The following is a 19,428-nucleotide window of genomic DNA, read 5'->3' as shown; positions in this document are numbered from 1 at the left end:
GCGTGCGCTGGTGAGGCGCGCGCGGCGAACGGTCGACCCTATCCGGGCGCCGCGGACCGACCGAAGCGCCCATCCACCCGCCGGGCACGCGCGTCCCGGTGGCGCACAGGAGCATCGGTCCCGGCGCTTCGACGCTGCGCGTTTCCCCTCGAAGCCAGCCGGTCGGGCGCCGACGGCCGACCCGGTCTCTGCGCCTTCGCTAGGCTGCGCTCCCGGTCCAACGCCGTCCTCGACGCCACGAACGCCCTCCCCCGACGCAGCCGCCCCCCCCCATGACCTCCACTCTTCGGCCCCGTCACGATGCCAACGCGGTCTCCGCTCGACGTGCCACCGCATCCGCCAGGCCGTTCGCCGCCGCCCGCGCCGTCCTGCGCGGACCTGCCGCACTGGCTCTCGCACTCGCCCTCACCGCCGCGCCGGCCGCCGCCCTGCAGCGCGACGCTCCGCCCGTCCCCGACCTCACGGCCGGCGGCACGCGCGACGAAGCGCACGACTGGAACCTCGGCCCGACCGGCGCGCGCGGGTGGATGTGGGGCTGGCGACTCGAGACGACGCACGCGCGGCAGGTCCTCGTGACCGACGTCGCAGCCAACTCGCCCGCGGACGGCGTGCTCGCGGTGGGCGACGTCATCCTGGGCGTGGGGACCAAGGCCTTCGACAGCGATCCGCGCCGCGCGCTGGGCGACGCGATCACCGCGGCGGAGGAGCGCTCGGGCACCCTGCGGCTCGTGCGCTGGCGCGACGGCGACACGGAGCGGGTGACGCTCGAACTCCCCGTCCTCGACGCCTACTCGCGCACCGCGCCCTTCGACTGCCCCAAGTCGGACGCGATCCTCGACCGCGCCTGCGAGCACATCGCCGCGAACATGAAGGGCGACATCGACGGGATGATGAACGCGCTCGCGCTGCTGGCGACCGGGCGCGAGGCGTACGAGCCGCTGGTGCGCGAGCTCGCCCACGAAGTCGCGAAGCCCGACCCGACGCTCACCCTCGAGGGCCGCACGTCGGGGCTTTTCGCCTGGCGCTGGGGCTACCGCGCGCTGTTCCTGTGCGAGTACTTCCTGGCGACCGGCGACGACGAGGTGATGCCCGCGATCGCCGACTACGCGCGCACGATGGCCCAGGGGCAGAGCGGCGTCGGCACCTGGGGACACGGCATGGCCTGGCCCGACCTGAACGATGGGCGCTTGAACGGGCGGCTGGGCGGCTACGGCGCGCTCAACCAGTCCGGGCTCGTGTGCCACCTGGCGCTCGTGCTGGCGAAGAAGTGCGGCGTCGAGGACCCCGACGTGGACGCCGCGATCCAGCGCGCCAACCGCTTCGCGTCGTTCTACGCGGGCAAGGGCGCGATCCCCTACGGCGACCACCGACCGGGCTGGGACTCCCACGACGACAACGGCAAGAACTCGCTCGCGGCGATCATCTTCGACCTGCAGGGGCTGCGGGAGGAGGCGCGCTTCTTCGCGAAGATGTCGGTCGCGTCCTACGCCGAGCGCGAACGCGGCCACACCGGCAACTACTTCAGCTACCTGTGGGGACCGCTGGGCGTCGCGCGCGTCGGCCCCGCGGCGGTCGCGGCGTTCCTGGGCGAGCAGCGTTGGTTCTACGACCTCAATCGCGCGCACGACGGCCGCTTCCCCTACCAGGGCGGCGCCGGGATGACGGGCGGCGAGCACCAGTACGGCAACTGGGACTGCACGGGTGCGTTCGTGCTGGCGAACACGCTGGCGCAGCAGCGGCTCTTCATCACCGGCAAGGGCGTCGATCCCGACCAGGCTCTCGTCGGCGCCGAGCTCGACGACGCGATCGAGGCCGGCCGCGGCTTCGACGCCTGGGACCTGGGCGCGGCGCACTACGAGACGAAGCGCGAGCGCGAGCTGATGGACCTGCTCACGAGCTGGTCGCCGGCCGTGCGCACGCGCGCGGCGTTGGCCCTCGCGAAGAAGGACGAAGTGCCGGTGCGCCGGCTCGTGCGGCGGCTCTCGAACGACGACCTGGCCACGGCCTACGGCGCCTGCCAGGCGTTGGGCGAGCTGGGTGCCGGCGCGGCCGAGGCCGTGCCCGCGTTGACCGAGCTGCTCGCGTCGGACGACGTGTGGCTGCGCATCCAGGCCTGCTTCGCGCTGGCCGACATCGGCGACGCGGCGCGCGAGGCCGTGCCCGAGATGCTGCGCCTCGCGCTGCGTGACGACCCGAACGACCCGCGCGGCTACACCCAACGCTTCCTGGCGTTCACGCTCTTCTACAAGGGCGGCGCGCTGAACATGCGCGGGCTGCTCGCGCGCGACCTGGACGGCGTGGACCGCGAGCTGCTGCTGCCGGCGATCGAGCGCCTACTCGCGAACGACGACGGCCGCGCCCGCGCGTGCCTCGAGAGCGTCTACCGCAACCTGCCGTTCGACGAGCTCGCGCCGATCCTGCCCGCGATCGTCGAATCCGTGCGCGAGCCCAGCCCGAGCGGCGTGATGTTCGCGAACGGCATCCGCCTGTCGGGGCTCGAGCTGCTCGGGAAGCACCGCGTGGCCGAGGGCATGGCCCTGTGCCTCGACTCGATGGACGTCGACGAGTGGGGCAAGCAGGACCGCATCAAGAAGGGGCTCGAGGTGCTGCGGACCTACGGCGGTGCGGCGCGGGAACTGATGCCGCGGCTGCGGGAGCTCGAGCAGACGCTGGTCGGACACCGCGAGGCCAAGGGCATGGCGGAACAGATCCAGCTGTGCCGCGACGCGATCGTCGAGATCGAGGCGGACGACGCCGCGGCGCCGGTGCGCACGGTGGCGGAGATCGTGGCCGAGTTCGTGGCGCCGTCCGTCGACGAGCCGACGCGCGCGGACACCGATGACACACCGAGGCTCAAGGTCTTCATCCTCGCCGGCCAGTCGAACATGGTCGGCGCTGGCCAGGTCACGGCGCGCGAGGACCGCAACGGCGGCCAGGGCTCGCTCGAGCACCTGGTCCGCGATCCCGCCACGCGCGAGCGCTTCGCCCACCTGGTCGACGATGACGGCGCGTGGGTCCGTCGCGACGACGTGTGGATCAGCTTCTTCGAGCGCGAAGGCCCGCTGACGGTCGGCTACGGAAGCCGCGCGGACACGATCGGCCCAGAGCTCGGCTTCGGGCACGTGGTCGGCGACGCCTTCGACACGCCGGTGCTGCTGATCAAGGTGGCCTGGGGCGGCAAGAGCCTCGCCGTGGACTTCCGCCCGCCGAGCGCGGGTGGCGACGTGGGCCCCTTCTACACCCAGCTGATCGAGCAGGTGCGCGCGGTCCTCGGCTCTCTCGACGAGCGCTTCCCCGCCCTCGAGTACGACGCCGTCGAGCTGGTCGGCTTCGGCTGGCACCAGGGCTGGAACGACCGCATCGACCAGGAGTTCAACGACGCGTACGAGGAGAACATGGCCTGCTTCATCCGCGACGTGCGCCGCGAGCTCGATGCGCCCGACCTGCCCTTCGTGATCGCGGAGACCGGCATGAACGGCCCCGACGAGACGCACCCGCGCGCGCTCTCACTGATGGCGGCCCAGCGCGCCGTGGCCGAGCGTGAGGAGTTCCGCGGCACGGTGGCGTTCGTAGCGACGCAAGACTTCTGGCGCCGCGCCGAGGAGTCCCCGTCCGGCCAGGGCTACCACTGGAACAGCAACGCCGAGACCTACTACCTGATCGGTGATGCGCTGGGTCGTGCGCTGCTGACGCTGCTCGGGGGCGTGCAGGGGGAGGCGCCCGCCGCGCCGCTGGACCGGTGAGCGCGGCCGCGCCTCGAGCTGACCCAAGGGGGCATGCACCACACGAACGCTCGGGCGCGAACGCATCACGAATCTGCGGTCGGATCTGCGGCGACGAAGTCGCGGCGGCCGGGAACACACGGAGTCAACGGGGCTGCTCCACGAACACGTCCATCGGCTGGCTGGACCGAGGCGACGCGCTCGAAGGAACCGTGCGGACCAAGTGGTGTGGTTCGCTCTGTCGAGGCATCTCGGCATTCCGTACGGGATGCGATGCGTGGCACAGGCGACTCGCCCCCTCTTCGACGAGTACCGGGCTCACGAGTCATGGAGGAGGCCTGACGCAGCAGCGCGCCCTTACGGGACGATGCCGGCACGAAGGAGGTCCGTGCCCCGAGAGAGTGGATCACACCCCTACGAATCGCCCGCCGCCGCTTCGTACTCGGCGAGCCGCGCGCGCATCTCTCCGGCGTAGGGAGTGTTCGGCATGAGCTCGATGACCCGCCGCTGCGTCTCGACGGCGGCGGCACTGTCGCCACTTCCGTGCTGCGCCATCCCGAGCGTGTCCAGGTAGATCCACAGCCGCTCGGAACCCGCCTCCTCGGCCAGCTCGCAGGCGCGTTCCGCAAGGCCGCGGGCGCGCTGCGGATCGCGCAACTCTTCAGCTGCGTGCGTGAGCAGCGACCACGCCACACTCGCCAGCGTCTCGGGGTCGTCGCTCTGCTCGGCGTACGCCACGTCGATGTCCACCAACTCGCGCTCGAGCTCGAGCGCCTCCTCCATGCGACCCAGAGCCATGTAGGCCTGCATCAGCCCCGACAGCGCGACGCCCGTCCAGGGGTGGGTCGGACCGAGCACGCGCCGTTTGATGGGCAGACTGATCTCGAACAACGCCGCCGCGTCCTCGTAGCGGCCCATGTCGTTGTAGAGCTTGCCCAGGTTGGTGGTGGTGCCGAGCGTGCTGCGGTGTTCCTCGCCCAGGTCGCGGCGTTCGATCTCGAGCACCCGCAGCAGCAGCGGCTCGGCCTCGTCGAGGCGCCCCTGCGTCCGAAGAACGATCGCGAGGCTCGAGACCGCGGTCAACGTGTCGGGATGGTCTTCACCGAACACGCGCTCGGCGAGCTCGAGAGTCTCGAGGAAGAGCGACTCGGCCTCGTCGAGCCGACCCTGCCCCTGTCTCAGGAGCGCCAGATTGCCCAGGCTTCGGATCGTCGACGGGTGCTCCTCGCCGTGGATGGCACGGTCGGCCTCGAGCAACCGGATCCGAATCGGCTCGGCCTCGTCGTAGCGCTCCTGGAACACGTAGATGTTCGCGAGGTTGCTGGAAGTCGCCAGCGTGTTCGGGTGCTCCTCGCCGCGGTCCCGTACCTCGATCGCGAGGATCTGCTCGAAGAGCTCCTCGGCCTCGTCGAAGCGCCCCATGCGCATGAACACGGTCGCCAGCACGCTCTGGCACCCGAGCGTACGCGAGTCGTCCTCACCCAGTTGCTGCTCGAGGACGTCGTACGCGTCGCGCGCGAGCACCTCGGCCTCGGGATAGCGACCCTGCAGTTCCAGGAGTCGGGCGAGGTAGCTCGCGCTGACCTGGGTGTCGATGTGGTCGGGTCCCAGCGCGCGTTCCTGGGCGTCGATCGCCCGGCGCAGGAGCGGCTCGGCCTCGGCGTAGCGACCCTGTTCGAGGAGGACCAGCGCCACGTTGTTCAGGACGTCGAGCGTTCTCGGATGCTCGGCGCCGAGCGCAGCCTCGTAGGCCTCGAGCGCGGCCAGTCCGTGCTCCTCGGACTTCGGGTACGCGCCGATCGCGCGGTAGACGTAGCTCGTCAGTCCGTTCAGCTCGGCGGCGACCAGTTCGTCCTCCACCTCGCCCTCGGCGAGCCGCGCGGCCGTCGTGTCGAGGATGCCCTCGAGCAGGGTCGTGTCGGCGCGCTTGGCCTGCGCCGGCGTCACGCTCTGGAGCATCGCGGTGATGAGGCCCTTGATCTCGACCGCCCGTTCGAGCTCGCGCCGCGCCACCGCGGTCTGTTCGACGGCGACCTGCGTCTGTTCGATGGCGACCTGTTCGCTCGCGCGCGCGACGCGTTCCGCCTCTTCGGCCGCGAGCTTGGCGACGCGCTCGTTCTCCGCGGACTCCACGGCCTCGAGCCTGGCGAGCCGTTCGCGCTCCGCGGAGTCCTCGGCGGCTTTCCAGAACCACAACGAAGCGAAGAGACCGGCTGCGATCACGACGGCGAGGCCCGCGGCGAGCGTCAGCGTGCGTTTGAGCGCCGCCGCGCGCACTTCGGCCTCGGCCGCCTCGACGCGCGCGTCGTGAACACGGGCCTCGACCGCGGCGAGGTGGTCGTGAACGGCCTGCGCGACCACGGCGGCCGAGGCGGGGCGAGCGGCGGACTCCGCCTGCAGGCAGCGCCGCGCGAGCTCGACCATCTCGGGATCGGCGCCACACGCGGCCAAGCGGTCGTGCGCGTCGTCGAGCTCACCCTGCATCGCCTGCGTGATCACCTCGGTCACGTCGCCCACGTACGGCGGCGCGCCGGTCAGGATCTCGCACAGGATGGCGCCGAGCGAGAACACGTCGCTGCGCTCGTCCATCGCCGTCACGTCGCCGCGCGCCTGTTCGGGCGGCATGTACGCGGGCGTGCCCATGACGGAGCCCATGACCGACTTGGTGCCGGAGTCGCCCGTGCGCACGGTGGCGATGATCTCGCTGTCGGTCGCCGAGCCGGTGGGCGTGCCGACCGACGAGGTCGGTGCGGTCGCTGCATCCGCGCCAGCGCCGCTGTCCTGCGTGCCCTCCGCGTCGAGGACCTTGCCCATCCCCCAGTCGACGACCTGCACCTCGCCGAACGAGCCGACCATGATGTTGGCCGGTTTGAGGTCGCGGTGGACGACGCCGCGCGAGTGCGCGTAGGCGAGCGTCTGGCAGACGTCCTCGAACAGGCGCAGGAAGCTGCCGCGGTCGGTCGCGGTCGCCGCGCGCTCTTCCAGCAGCTTGGCCAGCGTCTGCCCCTTGATCAGCTTCATGCTGAAGAAGGGTCGGCCGTCGATCGTCCCGAGGTCGTAGACGGGCACGATGCCGGGGTGTTGCAGCTGCCCGCCGATCTGCGCCTCTTCGACGAAGCGGTGCAGGATGCGCGGCTCGTTCCTGAACTCCTCGCGCAGGAACTTCATCGCCACGTCGCGACCCAGGTCCTGGTCGTGGCCCTTGTTCACCGTGCCCACGCCGCCGCGGCCGATCTCGCCCTGGACCAGGTACTTGCCGGCTTCGGGGTGGGGTTGGGCTGAGGCTGTTGCGTCGGTGGGCGTGTCGCCGTCCGCGGCCATGTTCCGCGCTGTGGCGGTGTCCGACGCGGAGCCGTCTGTCAGCGGAACCGGCGTGTCACCCGTCCGCTCGTCGCGCAGCAGGACCCGGAACTTGGCGCCGGAGATGGCTCCGATGCGCCCGATCAGGCTGGGTGCGGCGTCGCCCGCGTTGGAGTCGGGGGTGTTGGTGTCGTGGCGGGTGGAGTCGGCGGTGTTGGACTCGTCGGCAGGCGGGGGGCGTTCGTCCATGGCCGGACCATCCTCGGGGACCCGTCGCCCGAGGTCCACAGTTGTCGGCCGAGCGAGCCGCCAAGCGCCTCCACACCCATCACCGCGCCAGTCCAGGGCCGCACGCACCGCTCTTGCCCGTCCCCTTCACCACGCGCGCGGTCGCAGGGGATTCTGGTGACGAGCTCGGCGATCCTCGTGTGCCGCTGCTTCAGCTTGGTGACATGGCCGTGCAGCAGTTCGCGCGTCGTGTGCGGATGGCGGTCCGGGGAGAGCGCGGCGCTGCGTGCGCCGAGTTGACCGGCGGCGATCGGTTCACGGACGAGCGCGAGCACCGACCCGGTTGGAACGTGCCGCACGTACGCGGTGGATACCGCGACTCGCGTCTCGCACCTTGCGGTCCCGCGATCCGGTGGCGATGCGGGCGCACGGCGATCGCTGTCTCTCGGACCAGATCGTCGGCCGCGTTCGGTTCTCGGATGAACGCCCGAGCGAGGCTGGAGAGCCAGGTCAGGTCGGCGGCGTCGAGGTGGAGGTCCTTCATGTCGTCCACCCGTGGGGTTCCCGGGGGGTGGTGAGACGCGAGTGAGAATCTCGAGATTGTGGCGAAGGTCTGGTGTCCGCACCCGCCTGGCAGATCACCCGAGCTGCCTCGACGGGATGAACGAGCCCTGCAGCGTCTCCGGCATCGGCGCGATCGCTGCCACGACGTAGCCCGTGTCCTCGAGGCTACCGAGCCCAGGACTCACTGATGGCGACCTGAGATCGGCGGGCGCCACATCGACTCTCAGGGTCCGGCGGTTCGCCGCGGCTAGGCAGCTCGAAGAAGAGCACTGGTCGGTCGCATGAGTCCACCCCGGCAACGAGCCCGCACGGCCGTGACGACGAGACTGGATCGAAGCGGGTCGATTGACAACGTCAACCGTCGGATTCGCGCACCTCGACTCCGCTGTCGGGCCAGTGCGTGAGCAACAAGTCGATGGCTTCGCCGGTGCGCGGCCCCCACTGCATCGTGAGGGCCCACGTCCGACCGTTGCTGCGAACGAGTCCGTCCTCTCCGCTGTGCCAGCGACCGGGCTCCCAGGAGGGTCCACCGTTCCTCGCGTCAGTTTCCATGCGCAGGGCGAACTCCTCGGCGCTCACGGCCCCTTCCGTCTCGCGCCAGAGCTTCCCACCCCTCCACGAGACGACCTCGGAGATCTCTTCGGGCGTGGCGCCCTTCGAGCAGAGCGCTTTGACGACGAGGTGGATGGCTCGACGCTTGAACTGACGCTCGAAGAGCGTCCTTTCGATGGTCACGTCGTAGCGGGTGGAATCGCGGCCGGACTCGCGGGATCGACGCTCGCGGCGTTCCTTCTCACGAACCTGGACGACGTACTCGTCGGCCTCGGGGAGCGGAATGACCTGCTGGACGTCGACGAGGACCCGGCCAGCGTCCGAGTACGGCTTGAGGCGGACGCACCGCACGTCCAGGTCGCGCTCGTTGAGCCAGAGCACCGACGTCGTGAGCTCCTTCGAGAAATCGGCCGAGACGAGGACGATGCGAACGTCCTGTCCGAAGCGCTCCTCGTCCGGCTCGCTCCAGCCGAGGAAATCGAGGATGGCTCGCTCTGCGCGCGGCTCCTTCCCATTGGCCGCGAGCCATCGGTCGTGGGCGTCCACCGCTTGCTCGAAGGTCATTCGAGAGACCATCGCCGCATACCGCAGAGCCTGCAACTCCATGTGGCCGCCGTCCTCGGTGCGCTTCAGCTCGATGACGACGAGGCGGGCGTCCCTGTCGAGCGCGAGGAGGTCGATGCGTCGCCGGCTGTCGTCCCACCGCCCGAACTCCTCGGCGAGGACCATGACGTTGGGGTCGACGACATGGATTTCGTTGCGCAGGAGCCGTTGTAGGTCTTGACGCTCGTTGACCCCCTCGATTCGGAACGAGGTCGCCCGCAGCTCCTCGATGCCGTCCTCCTTCAACTCGTAGATGGCCATGGTGAGGAAGGTACTCCACCGATGCTCCAGCAAGAGCTGCATCACATGCTCGAGACTCGGTCAGTACCGAATCGCAGGCGCTGAACTTGCATCGCCCTCGACACAGCGCCCGCCCCTCGGCGCCGCCAAGCCCCCACCCCACTTCAAGGCACGTAGTACGTCGGCGCCCCCGGCCCCACCGGCAGCCCGAACCCGAACACCCACACGTAGAACAGCGCCACCCATCCGACCAGGAAAGCGACCGAGTACGGGAGCATCATCGAGATCAGCGTGCCGATCCCCAGCTTGCGGTCGTAGCGCATGGCGAAGGCGAGGATCAGGCCGAAGTAGCTCATCATCGGCGTGATCGTGTTGGTCGTCGAGTCGCCGATGCGGTACGCGGCTTGGATGACCTGAGGGCTGTAGCCGACGCTCATCAGCATCGGCACGAAGACCGGCGCGGTGACCGCCCACTGGGCCGACGCGCTGCCGAGCATCAGGTTGACGCAGCAGCACATCAGGATGAACGGCACGAAGACCAGGGGCCCGGTCAGGTTCCACTGCTGGAGCAGGTCGGCCCCCACGACGGCCGTGATCGTGCCCAGGTTGGTCCAGTTGAAGAACGCGACGAACTGGGCGGCGAAGAACACCAGCACCAGGTAGAGCCCCATCGAGCTCATCGCCTTCGCCATGCCGTCGATCACGTCGCGGTCGTTTCTCAGCGAGCCGGTGACGCGTCCGTACACGATGCCGGGGACGATGAAGAACACGAAGATCAGCGCGACGACGCTCTTGAGCATCGGCCGCAGGTCCTGGACCAGCGTCTCGTTGTCGGCGGGGTCGCGGAACCAGCCGTTCTCGGGCAACGCCAGTGCCAACAGGCCCGCGACCATCACTCCGATCGTCGCCAGCGCGAGCATCAGGCCGCGCTTCTCCACGGGCGACAGCGCGCCCATGTCGCGCGTCGTCTCCTCGATGCCCTCCTCGCCGCGGCTCGGGTCGTAGGGACCGAGCTTGGGCTCGACGATCTTCGTCGTGACCAGCGTCCCCACGGCCGTGATCAGGAACGTGCTGACCACCATGAAGTAGTAGTTGGCGGTGGGCAGCACCTCGTTCACCCCGCCCGGCGCGTACGAGGGATCGATCAGCCGGGCCGCCTCGGTCGTGATGCCCGCGAGCAACGGGTCGACCGTGCCGATCAGGACGTTGGCCGAGTAGCCGCCGGACACGCCCGCGAAGGCGGCGGCCAAGCCCACGAGCGGATTGCGGCCCACCGCGTGGAAGACGACGGCGGCCAGCGGGATCAGAACCACGTAGCCCATCTCCGAGGCGGTGTTCGAGACCACCGCCGCGAAGACGACCACCGAGGTGAGCAGGCTCTTGGGCGCGCCGAGCACCATGGCGCGGATGCCGGCCCCGAGCAGGCCCGAGCGCTCGGCCACGCCCACGCCGAGCAGTGCGACCAGCACGGTGCCCAGAGGCGCGAACGAGGTGAAGTTGGTCACCAGCCCCATCGAGATGCGCCGCAGCCCCTCGGCGTTGAGCAGGCTCACGGCGCGGATGATCCCGTCCTCCGCGCGTCCCTCGGCGTTCTTCGGCCGCGGGTCGGCGACCTGCCACTCGAAGTACCCGGCGATGCCCGACAGGAGCAGGATGCCGACGCAGATCAGCGCGAACAGCGTGACCGGATGGGGCAGCAGGTTGCCCAGCCACTCGACGACGTCGAGGAGCCGGGTGATCGCGGTGCGGCGGGGGTTGCGGCTGTTCGGGATCGGCGGGGGGGAGGGCATTGGGCGGGGAGTCTAGCGACTCTGTGGCTGCGCTCGACGGGCGGGGCCGTCGCGAACGGCGCCGGGGCCTCGGCCTACCGCGGTTCGGCCCTCGGCGCCTCGTTGCCCACAGTCCCCTCCACCTCGCGCGCCGTCAGCAGCAGCCGCAGGTCGAACTCGAACTGGTGGTACTCGGGCTCCATGGACGTGCACAGCCGATAGAACGCCTTGTTGTGTTCGCGCTCGCGCAGGTGAGCCAACTCGTGCACGACGATCATGCGCAGAAACTCGGGCGCCACGTCCTTGAACAGCCCGGCGACGCGGATCTCGCTGAGTGCGCGCAGCTTCGCCCCGTGCGCCCGCGAGCGAAAGGTGTGCAGCCCGAGCGCGTGCTCGACGACGAGGAGGCGGTCGTCGTAGAGCACCTTCGACACGGGCTTGGCCGTTTTCATGTGCCGCTGCTTCAACTCGGTGACATAGCCGTGCAGGAGTTTGTGCGTCGTGTACGGATGGCGGTCCGGATAGCGCGCGGCAATGCGTGCGCCGAGTTGGCCGGAGGCGAGCAGTTCGCGGACGGGTGCGAGCGTGGTCTCGGGGTAGCCGGTGAGAAGAGGGAGGTTGGGCGGGGTGGGCACGGGGGGATGGTAGCGGAGCCACCTTGCGAAGACTGGCGCTCCACACTGCTCGCGGCGCCTGGTGCCCCGCTATCGATGTGACTGCAGCGGTTGACGAAGAGCGAGCCCACTTCTCGGATCTCGAATCGGGCGGCCTCTGGGGAGTGAGCGCGCGTCAGCCCCGAGCTGGACTTGCACCTCGAGTTCATGTCGAGGGGGTTCGACATCGGTGTGCCAAGTACAAACCTCGAGGCCGAGCCGATGGATCAGTGGGCCCTTCACCGTCAGTGACGCGAGGAGGTGGTCGCGCCCAGGATCGACCCACCACCTCAGGGCTGCACGTCCAGCTCCGCTCCAGGACGTCGCATTCGAGCCACTGGAAGCCGACGAGGAATGAACGACGAAGGCATGGTGGCTACTCTGGCCGTGTGAGGCGCTCGTGCCTCTCAGCAACCAGGGGAGTACCTTGCCCGACTTCGACCTCACGACCGACGACGGTCTCGCACAGGCCTGCAACGAGATTCTCGCCCAGCCCGGCGCCTTCGCTGAGGAACTGACCTGGTTCCCGGCCCTCGTCGAACTGATCGAGTTCGCGGCACAGGCCGACGAGGCGGAACGCGCCAGCATCGATCTCCATCAACGAATCTGGCGATCCAACCCCATCCCGGTGAGTTGGCATGCTCCCGAGATCGACGAAGAGGCCATCGCCAATGAAGAGTTCCGTCGGTGGTTCGCGAAGTGGTCCTTGACCACGTCTCCCGGCCCGATCAAGGCGCGGCGACGCTTCTTCGAGGACTACCTGGACGCGAGCACGGAGTTATTGGCTTCGCTTCTCGACGCGCGCCCCTATGCCTGGCTCCGTCGCGGTGCTTCGATCTTCCACCCGGAGGCCCTGACGTCCGAGCTCCACCCGACGGGACTCGGTCAGCTCCAGGAGCTTCTCGGGCTCCAGAGCATCCAGAAGCCTCTCGTTCGGAGCATTGCGGTCGCGAAGCGGTTCGAGACCGTGCTCGGTCCCTGCGGCAGTAGCGCCGAGGACCGGGCAATGCGGCTCGCGCTCTCGAGCATGCTCCTGAGACTGCACGACGGAGGAGTTGACTCCCTCTCGCGGGGCGTCGAGACAGGGACGAGCCGCCGGCTTCACCCGCTGCCGCCCGAACGGCGCAGGAAGGGAATCGTCGCAATCAAGGGCAAGCTCGAGACCCTCATCGCAACCACGGACTTCGTGAGCCACGGCGTAACTCGAGATGAGCTGCTCGACTTTCTGCGTGAACGCGCGCCCACCCACAAGGACAGCACTCTCGGAACCTGGATCAACTCGATGCGGGCCGACTTCGGTGTCATCGACCGAACGGGTGATCTGTACACCCTTACGGAACGTGGGGAGTCGCTGCTCGACTCCTGCGATCCGATCGAGCTTGCCGACCTTCTCCTCACGCACTCGCTGGGGTTTGACGAGGCCTTGCGTCGGCTCCGCGACCATGGGCCTGAGAAGTCGAAATCGCTCTCAGCTGGGATTCAAAGGCTGAATCCCGGCTGGACCACGGATCGGGAGCCGGCGACGATTCTCCTGTGGCTGCGCTCGTTCGGCGTGCTGGAAGCTACGGGTTCGGGTGAGACACGGCTTACCGAGCGAGGCGAGGAGTGGGCCAAACTCATCACCTGGCAACCGGAACCCTTCGTCCCGAAGGACGTGGACGAGGAGGAGATCGAAGACGAGCCCACGGTCGCCGCGGACACGACCCTCGTCATTCCCAAGCTCACCTCGATCACCACCCGCCTCGCCGCCCACGGCACCTTCCCCCCGCCCCTCGTCGCCCAACTCCACGCCGGCCTGTGGGCCAACGCGCGGCGCCACTTCGCCGTGCTCTCCGGCCTCTCGGGCTCCGGCAAGACGCTGCTCGCATGTGGCTACGCCAGGTCACTCTTCGAAGACGGCGACCCCCGCGCCAACACGCACCTTCGCGTGGTAGCCGTCCAACCCGGCTGGTACGACCCGACCGCCCTGCTCGGCTACGTGAACCCGCTGCGCGGCGACGCCTACGTACGCACGGAGTTCCTCGAGTTCCTGATGCGCGTGGTCGAGCATCCGAGCGAACCGTTCGTCTGCGTGCTCGACGAGATGAATCTCTCGCACCCCGAGCAGTACATGGCGCCGCTCCTGTCGGCGATGGAGACCGGCAACTGGATCCACCTGCACAGCGAAGGCGAGGTCTTCGACGGCGTGCCCCCGCGCATCCCCTACCCGAAGAACCTCGTCCTCATCGGCACGGTGAACATGGACGAGACCACGCACGGGCTCTCGGACAAGGTGCTCGACCGGGCGTTCACGCTCGAGTTCTGGGACATCGACCTGGACGCCTACCCGCGTTGGAACGGGCGCGAGCTGACCAGCGACAGCGCGAAGTCGGCGCGCGCCCTGCTCGGCGACCTGATGCAGGCGCTCGCTCCGGCGCGCATGCACTTCGGCTGGCGCGTGGTGGACGAGGTGCTCGACTTCCTCGTGCGGAACCAGGTCGATGGCGGCCAGCTCGGGCTGCAGGACGCGCTCGACGCCGTCGTCTACGCGAAGGTGCTGCCCAAGCTGCGCGGCGAGGACGCACCGCGCTTCCGCGAGGCTCTCGTGCAGGCCGGCAAGGTCCTCGCCGAGCACGGCCTGACTCGCTCGCGGGCGAAGCTGGCCGAGCTCTCCGAAGACCTCGACCACCGCGGCAGCGCGCGCTTCTGGCGTTGAGCGCCGTGTCCGGTTCCACGGGACAAGCGCGTCCCACCAGCGCGCACTCGGCGACCACGGGCGCGGTCCCCGCTGCTGCATCCCGCACGCCCGCGGCGCCCGTCCTCGAGATCACGCCCCTGCGTGCGCTCGAGGGTCTGGAGCCGTTCGTCGCCCAACCCGCTCCCGCCGCCGCCCTCGGCTTCCGCGAGAACGTCCCCTTCGCCATCGCCGACCCCAGCGGCGCGATCGACACCCTGGTCGTCGACGACGAGCCCATCCCCCGCGACCCCGCCACCGGCCGCTTCACCTGGACGCCGGGCTTCTACGCCGGCGAGGTGGCGGTCGAGGCGCGCGCCGGTGAGCGGACGGTGGCTCGCTTTCGCTTCGACGTCTCGCCGGACCCCCGCAAGTCGGGCGTGGAGGCCTTCGAGGCGATGCTCGACGAGATCTGGGCGGAGGATCCCGAGCTGGTCCTCGGCTCGGAACCCAGCACCCGCCGCATCGGTCGCCTCGGCACCTCGCAGAACCCGCTGCTGGAGTTCGAGCGCCTGCGCCGTCACGGGCCGGCGTTCTGCGCGGCGATCGCCGAGGTCGTGCGGCGCCCCAGGCGGCGGCTCGTGGTCGAGCGCGAGTCCCTCCCGGCCCATCGCGTTCGCAGGGTGGACCAAGCCACGGCGCGAGCGGCCTTGCGCAGCGCGGCGGTCCTGGCGGTGGTGCACGCGACGGGTGGCGGCCCTGGTGGAACGGGCGCGGCGTTGGACGAGCTGGACTCCGGCACGGGAGCCTCGGGAGCGGACCCCCGCTTCGACGTCCCGCGCACGGAGGAGAGCCTCGACAGCGCCGCCAACCGCGCACTCGCCGCCCTGACGCAGGCGGTGCGGACGCGCTGCCGCACCCTCGCGGTGCGCCTCGAGCGCCTCTCCACGAACCCGCGCGCCGAGAGTGAGACGAGGACCTCGCTCGCCACTCGCTGGCCGGAGCGTCGTCGAGTGCTCGAAGCCCTCGAGCGCGACCTCACACGACTGCTGCGCCGCCCACCGTTCACGAGCGTGCGCCGGCCAGAGATCACCGCCGCGGGCCTGATCGCCGTCGACGCCGACCCCGCCTACGCCCGGGCCTGGTCGAGCGGTTGGAGGTCGATCCGCCGCGGGATCGCCGGTCCGCGCAACGACGAGCGCCACTGGATCAGCCCGACCTGGGAGATCTACGAGAGGTGGTGCTTCGTGCGGATGGCGAGGGAGCTGCGGGAGTCGCGGCCGGAGCTCGTGTGGTCACGCGTGAAGCGGGCGGGGCACGTGGCGCGGCCGGACGCGGGGTGGTGTGGCGTCGAAGGAGAGCGGGGGGTCGAGATCCTGTTCCAGCCCAAGTTCCCCAGTCGGCCCGAGGGTCGCAAGCGCGGGCCGTACTCGATCAGCAAGACGCGGATCCCGGACATCGTCGTGATCGAGCACGGCGCGGACGGGAGCGTGTCGTTCGAGGTGTTCGACGCGAAGTACCGCACGGGCCGGGCCAACATCATGGATGCGATGACGTCGGCGCACGTGTATCGGGATTCGTTGCGGTGGCGCGGCAGTCCGCCTCGGTCGGCCCATCTGATGGTCCCGATCGCATCGAAGGCCGAAGCCCTCACCACACGCGACTACATGGATAGCCACCGTTGTGGCGTACTTGTACGTGCGCCAGGAGCATTGGACTGACGCAACGTGCAATGCACCGCGTTCCGAACCAGGTTCGGGGCGCCTACGCCTTGGCGCTCCGCCCTTCACTTTCCGAAAAGTGACCCTTTCCCCGTACAACTGGGGCCGTTTCACAGCACCGGAGCACTGGGTCCGTGGACGCGACATCAAGAGCCTCTCGCCAGGCGCTTGTGTCGCGCTCACCGCATCGGTCATTCGGCCATGTGTGGAACCAGCAATTGATTGCTCGTAACTGCAACGGTCGAATCCCAAACGCATCAATGGCTTCCGGATTGCCTACACTGTCGAGGCCTAGCTTCACCGTCACCCACGCCGCCCCAGATGCTCCTCGACGTCCACACCTTCCAGAACCGCGTCCACTACGACCTGGACGGGCTTGTAAGCGACCTGCAGGACGAGACACGGCGTACGACCGCGTCCGAGGCAGCGGCCTGGCGAAACTCTCTGCCGGCCTTCTCACGCGTACTGGAACAGCCGGCGCTTCAGCCGTTTCACGTCCAAATCGGCAGCCTCGGTGGTGTCGAAGTCGAGTACAGACTTCCCGCTTCCGCCTCCTGGGCAGACCTGGTGCTACTGGGTCGCCACGAGGACAAACCGTCGGCCGTCGTCGTGGAACTGAAGGACTGGCACACCGACGGGGACGAGCCAGGCCCAAGAGAAGGCCTGATCCGACACAACAACCGGGACGCCCTGCACCCATCGGACCAAGTCCGTGGCTACGTCGAGTACTGCCGCCGCTTCCACAGTGCCGTTCAATCAGAGGACGCCCAGGTACACGGCTGCGTGTTCTTCACGTATGCCTCGAGCGCAGACCCCTACCGAGAAGCTCCTCACCATGCGTTGGCGGAGTCTTACCCGCTGTTCACACGCAGCGAGCAGGACGTCACGACCGAGTTCCCCGGCTACCTAACATCGAGGCTGTCCGAGCCGGACGGCGAGTTCGCCGAACGCTTCTCGAAGGGCGCTTACCGCCAGGACCGTGGCTTCGTCCGTCAGATCTCGGCCGCGATCTCGAATCCAGAAACGTCTCCGTTCGTCTTGCTGGACGAGCAGCGCACTGGATTCCAGAAGTGCATGAAGCAGGTCGAGCGCATCCTCAAGCCGGCGAAGGTGAGTGCAAAGCCGAAGCGGAGCCAGAAGAGCGTCGTCATTATCGAAGGGCCTCCCGGCTCGGGAAAGTCCGTCATCGCGGCCCACCTGTGGGCCAGCCTCGCGGCGAACGACAGGGTCGATGGTGACATTGTCATGACCACGACGTCCGGCTCGCAGAAGTCGAACTGGGCTTCGATGTTCGCTACAGCTTCCAAGCAGGGGGCCGCTCGTGGCGTGGTCAAGACGGCCAACCAGTACAACCCGGGACTCTCGCCGATCTGGGTGAAGAATGAGCGAGAGAAGGGGAGGCCCACTCTCGTATCCGAGTGGCGAGAGAATCTCGCCGAGTACGCACGTCAAGTCGATCGCTTGCGCTGCCCCGACGACGCCTACGCTGTCTCTATCGTCGACGAAGCCCACGGGCTCATCGACCCTGTTGCTCCCGGCCGTGAAGGCGTGCCGCCATCCGGCTGGTGCATGCACGCTGGACCGCAGGCCTGGCACATCATCCGAAGCTCACGGGTCTCGATCTTCTTGATGGACGGGGACCAGAGCTACCGGGACAACGAGACGACCTCCCGCAGCTCCATCGTGGAATTCGCGAAGGAGTTCGGCGTCGACAACGTCGAGATCGTCGACCTTGCCGGCGCCCAGTTCCGCTGCGGCGGTTCAGCGGAGTACATGGACTGGCTCGACGAACTCCTCGATCTAAGAGCAGCCGGCACGCATCAAGGTGCGTGGCGCAAGGGGCACGGGGGCCCGTTCGAGTTCGAGATCGCCGAATCTCCCATCGAGCTCGAGTCTCAATTGAGGTCGAAGCTGAACGAGGGTCACTCCGTTCGCCTGCTGGCATCCTACGCCCGACCGTGGAAGACGAAGAAGAGCTACCAGCCGCACGACCTGCCCGCCGCTGACCAGGACTTCGCCATCGAGTGTGGCGTCCCCGGTGGCCTGGAGACCTGGTCACGGGTTTGGAACTACGCCCCCGAGCAGGACTACACGCTCTTCGTCCAGGCGCCGGAGGGGTGTGCCATGGGCGCCGACCAGCTGGCCGAGGTCGGCTGCCCCTATGTGGTCCGAGGCTTCGACTTCGACACGATCGGCCTGCTGTGGCTCAAGGACCTCGTCCGACGCGGCGACCGTTGGGTGGCCAACCTCGATCACATCCACGAATCGGCCTGGAAGAAGACCCGTTCGCAGGCGCGCAAGGAAGGCGGAAGTGGTCCGCACGCGGACGAGTTGCTCGAGCGGTTGAAGCGCGGGTATCGGATCCTCCTGAGTCGTGGGATCCGCGGGGCACAAATTTGGTTTGAGGACGACGAGACGAGGGAGTTCGTCGAGGCGAAGCTGGGCCTATAGGCGTTCAGGATCTCTGGCCGGATTGGGCATTTCGCGATGCGTTAGCTCCGCCGAGAGCTCCACGTTCACGGCTCCATTGGGCCATCCGCTTCCCGTACTCGCTCATTCTAGCGGTGCCCGCGCGAACAGCTGCCATGCCACGAGAATCGCCTGCTCCACATCCGACCGTTCTACACCTGAAGCAGCCTCCGACTTGCTCCAACGCATCGACGATCCGGAGGTCGGCGGCGTCAAGTACATTGCGCCGTGGGCGTGCACTGAGAAGCGGCGGTGCGAGTCGGTAGTTCGGGAGACGGGTCCAAGCGCCTGATCCAGCGCGGCTGAAGTGTCAACTGGTCGAGGGGCTGGCCTCACCGGCCAGGCATCAACCAGCAACGGATCGCTTGACACGATATGGACTGCAACAAATGCGCAGAGCCCTTTCTGGCTTAGACTATAATCGAGTCAAGATGAATGATTCGGCAAGCTGGCCCCTCACATCTCCACCTACTCATACACCAGGATGTCCGTGCCCTGCATCCACGCGACCGCCGCCTTCACCTTGTCCTCGGCGATCGTCACGTGCCCATGTGGTGGGCTGGCTTTCGAGATGGCTCGGAACTCCCCATTCTCCTGCGCGTAGACGACGTACATGTGCCAGCCTGCCGAGGATGCCAGGGAGATGATGACGAAACGACCTTCATCGAGCTCGACACTGATTCGGGAGAACAGGTCGGCGAGTGGAAACGCAGCCCCTCGCGGATGCTCGAAGAAGAGGTTGCGGAACCGAAGCCCGAACAGCACTCGATTGTTGAAGTTGCCAAAGCTCCCGTCGCTCGTGCTCCCCCAGGCGTTCTGCTCGTCGTAGTAGCCGAAATCGACACGCTTTAGGAGCTTCAGAACAAGCTCCACGCACGACGGGATGCAGGACGCCTCGAACTTCTGTTCGTGGGCATCGACGATCGCCGGTTCGAACTCGAGAGGCGCCGGCAT

9 protein-coding genes are annotated in these 19,428 nt (G+C 68.4%); 4 read left to right on the top strand and 5 right to left on the bottom strand.

The window, feature by feature from the left end; genetic code table 11:
* Positions 1-272 precede the first annotated feature (272 nt).
* Positions 273-3,743, top strand: a complete 3,471-nt coding sequence (locus Pla163_RS01165) for a DUF6288 domain-containing protein (RefSeq protein WP_145182324.1) — start codon at positions 273-275, stop codon at positions 3,741-3,743.
* 393 nt (positions 3,744-4,136) lie between these two features.
* Here the strand turns inward: Pla163_RS01165 and Pla163_RS01160 are convergent, their stop codons facing one another.
* The 4 genes from Pla163_RS01160 to Pla163_RS01145 form a co-directional block, all read right to left on the bottom strand.
* Positions 4,137-7,271: a tetratricopeptide repeat protein gene (locus Pla163_RS01160; RefSeq protein ID WP_145182322.1), complete on the bottom strand. Its 3,135-nt coding sequence runs from the start codon at positions 7,269-7,271 to the stop codon at positions 4,137-4,139.
* An 897-nt stretch (positions 7,272-8,168) separates the two neighbouring features.
* The gene (locus Pla163_RS01155) at positions 8,169-9,272 is read right to left on the bottom strand and encodes a PDDEXK family nuclease (protein ID WP_419186180.1); all 1,104 of its coding nucleotides are present in this window, start codon (positions 9,270-9,272) and stop codon (positions 8,169-8,171) included.
* Positions 9,273-9,373: 101 nt separating this feature from the next.
* Entirely contained in the window at positions 9,374-10,999 is a 1,626-nt protein-coding gene (locus tag Pla163_RS01150; protein ID WP_145182319.1) for an AbgT family transporter, read from the bottom strand.
* Between the two features lie 74 nt (positions 11,000-11,073).
* Positions 11,074-11,613 (bottom strand): M48 metallopeptidase family protein, encoded by a 540-nt coding sequence (locus tag Pla163_RS01145; RefSeq protein ID WP_145182317.1) that lies wholly within the window; start codon positions 11,611-11,613, stop codon positions 11,074-11,076.
* Positions 11,614-12,058: 445 nt separating this feature from the next.
* Between Pla163_RS01145 and Pla163_RS01140 the strand changes: the two genes are divergently transcribed.
* The 3 genes from Pla163_RS01140 to Pla163_RS01130 all read left to right on the top strand — a co-directional run bounded on the left by Pla163_RS01140 (position 12,059) and on the right by Pla163_RS01130 (position 18,456).
* The gene (locus Pla163_RS01140) at positions 12,059-14,326 is read left to right on the top strand and encodes an McrB family protein (protein WP_145182315.1); all 2,268 of its coding nucleotides are present in this window, start codon (positions 12,059-12,061) and stop codon (positions 14,324-14,326) included.
* Between the two features lie 5 nt (positions 14,327-14,331).
* A complete protein-coding gene (locus Pla163_RS01135; RefSeq protein ID WP_145182313.1) occupies positions 14,332-16,005 on the top strand; it encodes a DUF2357 domain-containing protein in 1,674 nt (557 codons plus the stop codon).
* Between the two features lie 321 nt (positions 16,006-16,326).
* A complete protein-coding gene (locus tag Pla163_RS01130; protein WP_145182310.1) occupies positions 16,327-18,456 on the top strand; it encodes a DNA/RNA helicase domain-containing protein in 2,130 nt (709 codons plus the stop codon).
* A gap of 486 nt (positions 18,457-18,942) precedes the next feature.
* Here the strand turns inward: Pla163_RS01130 and Pla163_RS01125 are convergent, their stop codons facing one another.
* Positions 18,943-19,428 carry a hypothetical protein gene (locus Pla163_RS01125; RefSeq protein WP_145182307.1) on the bottom strand — a complete coding sequence of 162 codons (486 nt, stop codon included), beginning with the start codon at positions 19,426-19,428 and terminating at the stop codon, positions 18,943-18,945.

It is taken from the genome of Rohdeia mirabilis, assembly GCA_007750655.1.
Classification (GTDB): domain Bacteria; phylum Planctomycetota; class UBA1135; order UBA1135.
This window is presented reverse-complemented; position numbering and strand designations above follow the sequence as displayed.

What these genes read in the sequence shown, in the direction of transcription:
- Pla163_RS01150 (WP_145182319.1), bottom strand. Translation starts at nt 10,999, where the DNA reads ATGCCCTCCCCCCCGCCGATCCCGAACAGCCGCAACCCCCGCCGCACC.
- Pla163_RS01155 (WP_419186180.1), bottom strand. Translation starts at nt 9,272, where the DNA reads ATGCAGCTCTTGCTGGAGCATCGGTGGAGTACCTTCCTCACCATGGCC.
- Pla163_RS01130 (WP_145182310.1), top strand. Translation starts at nt 16,327, where the DNA reads ATGCTCCTCGACGTCCACACCTTCCAGAACCGCGTCCACTACGACCTG.
- Pla163_RS01165 (WP_145182324.1), top strand. Translation starts at nt 273, where the DNA reads ATGACCTCCACTCTTCGGCCCCGTCACGATGCCAACGCGGTCTCCGCT.
- Pla163_RS01125 (WP_145182307.1), bottom strand. Translation starts at nt 19,428, where the DNA reads ATGCCGGCGCCTCTCGAGTTCGAACCGGCGATCGTCGATGCCCACGAA.
- Pla163_RS01160 (WP_145182322.1), bottom strand. Translation starts at nt 7,271, where the DNA reads ATGGACGAACGCCCCCCGCCTGCCGACGAGTCCAACACCGCCGACTCC.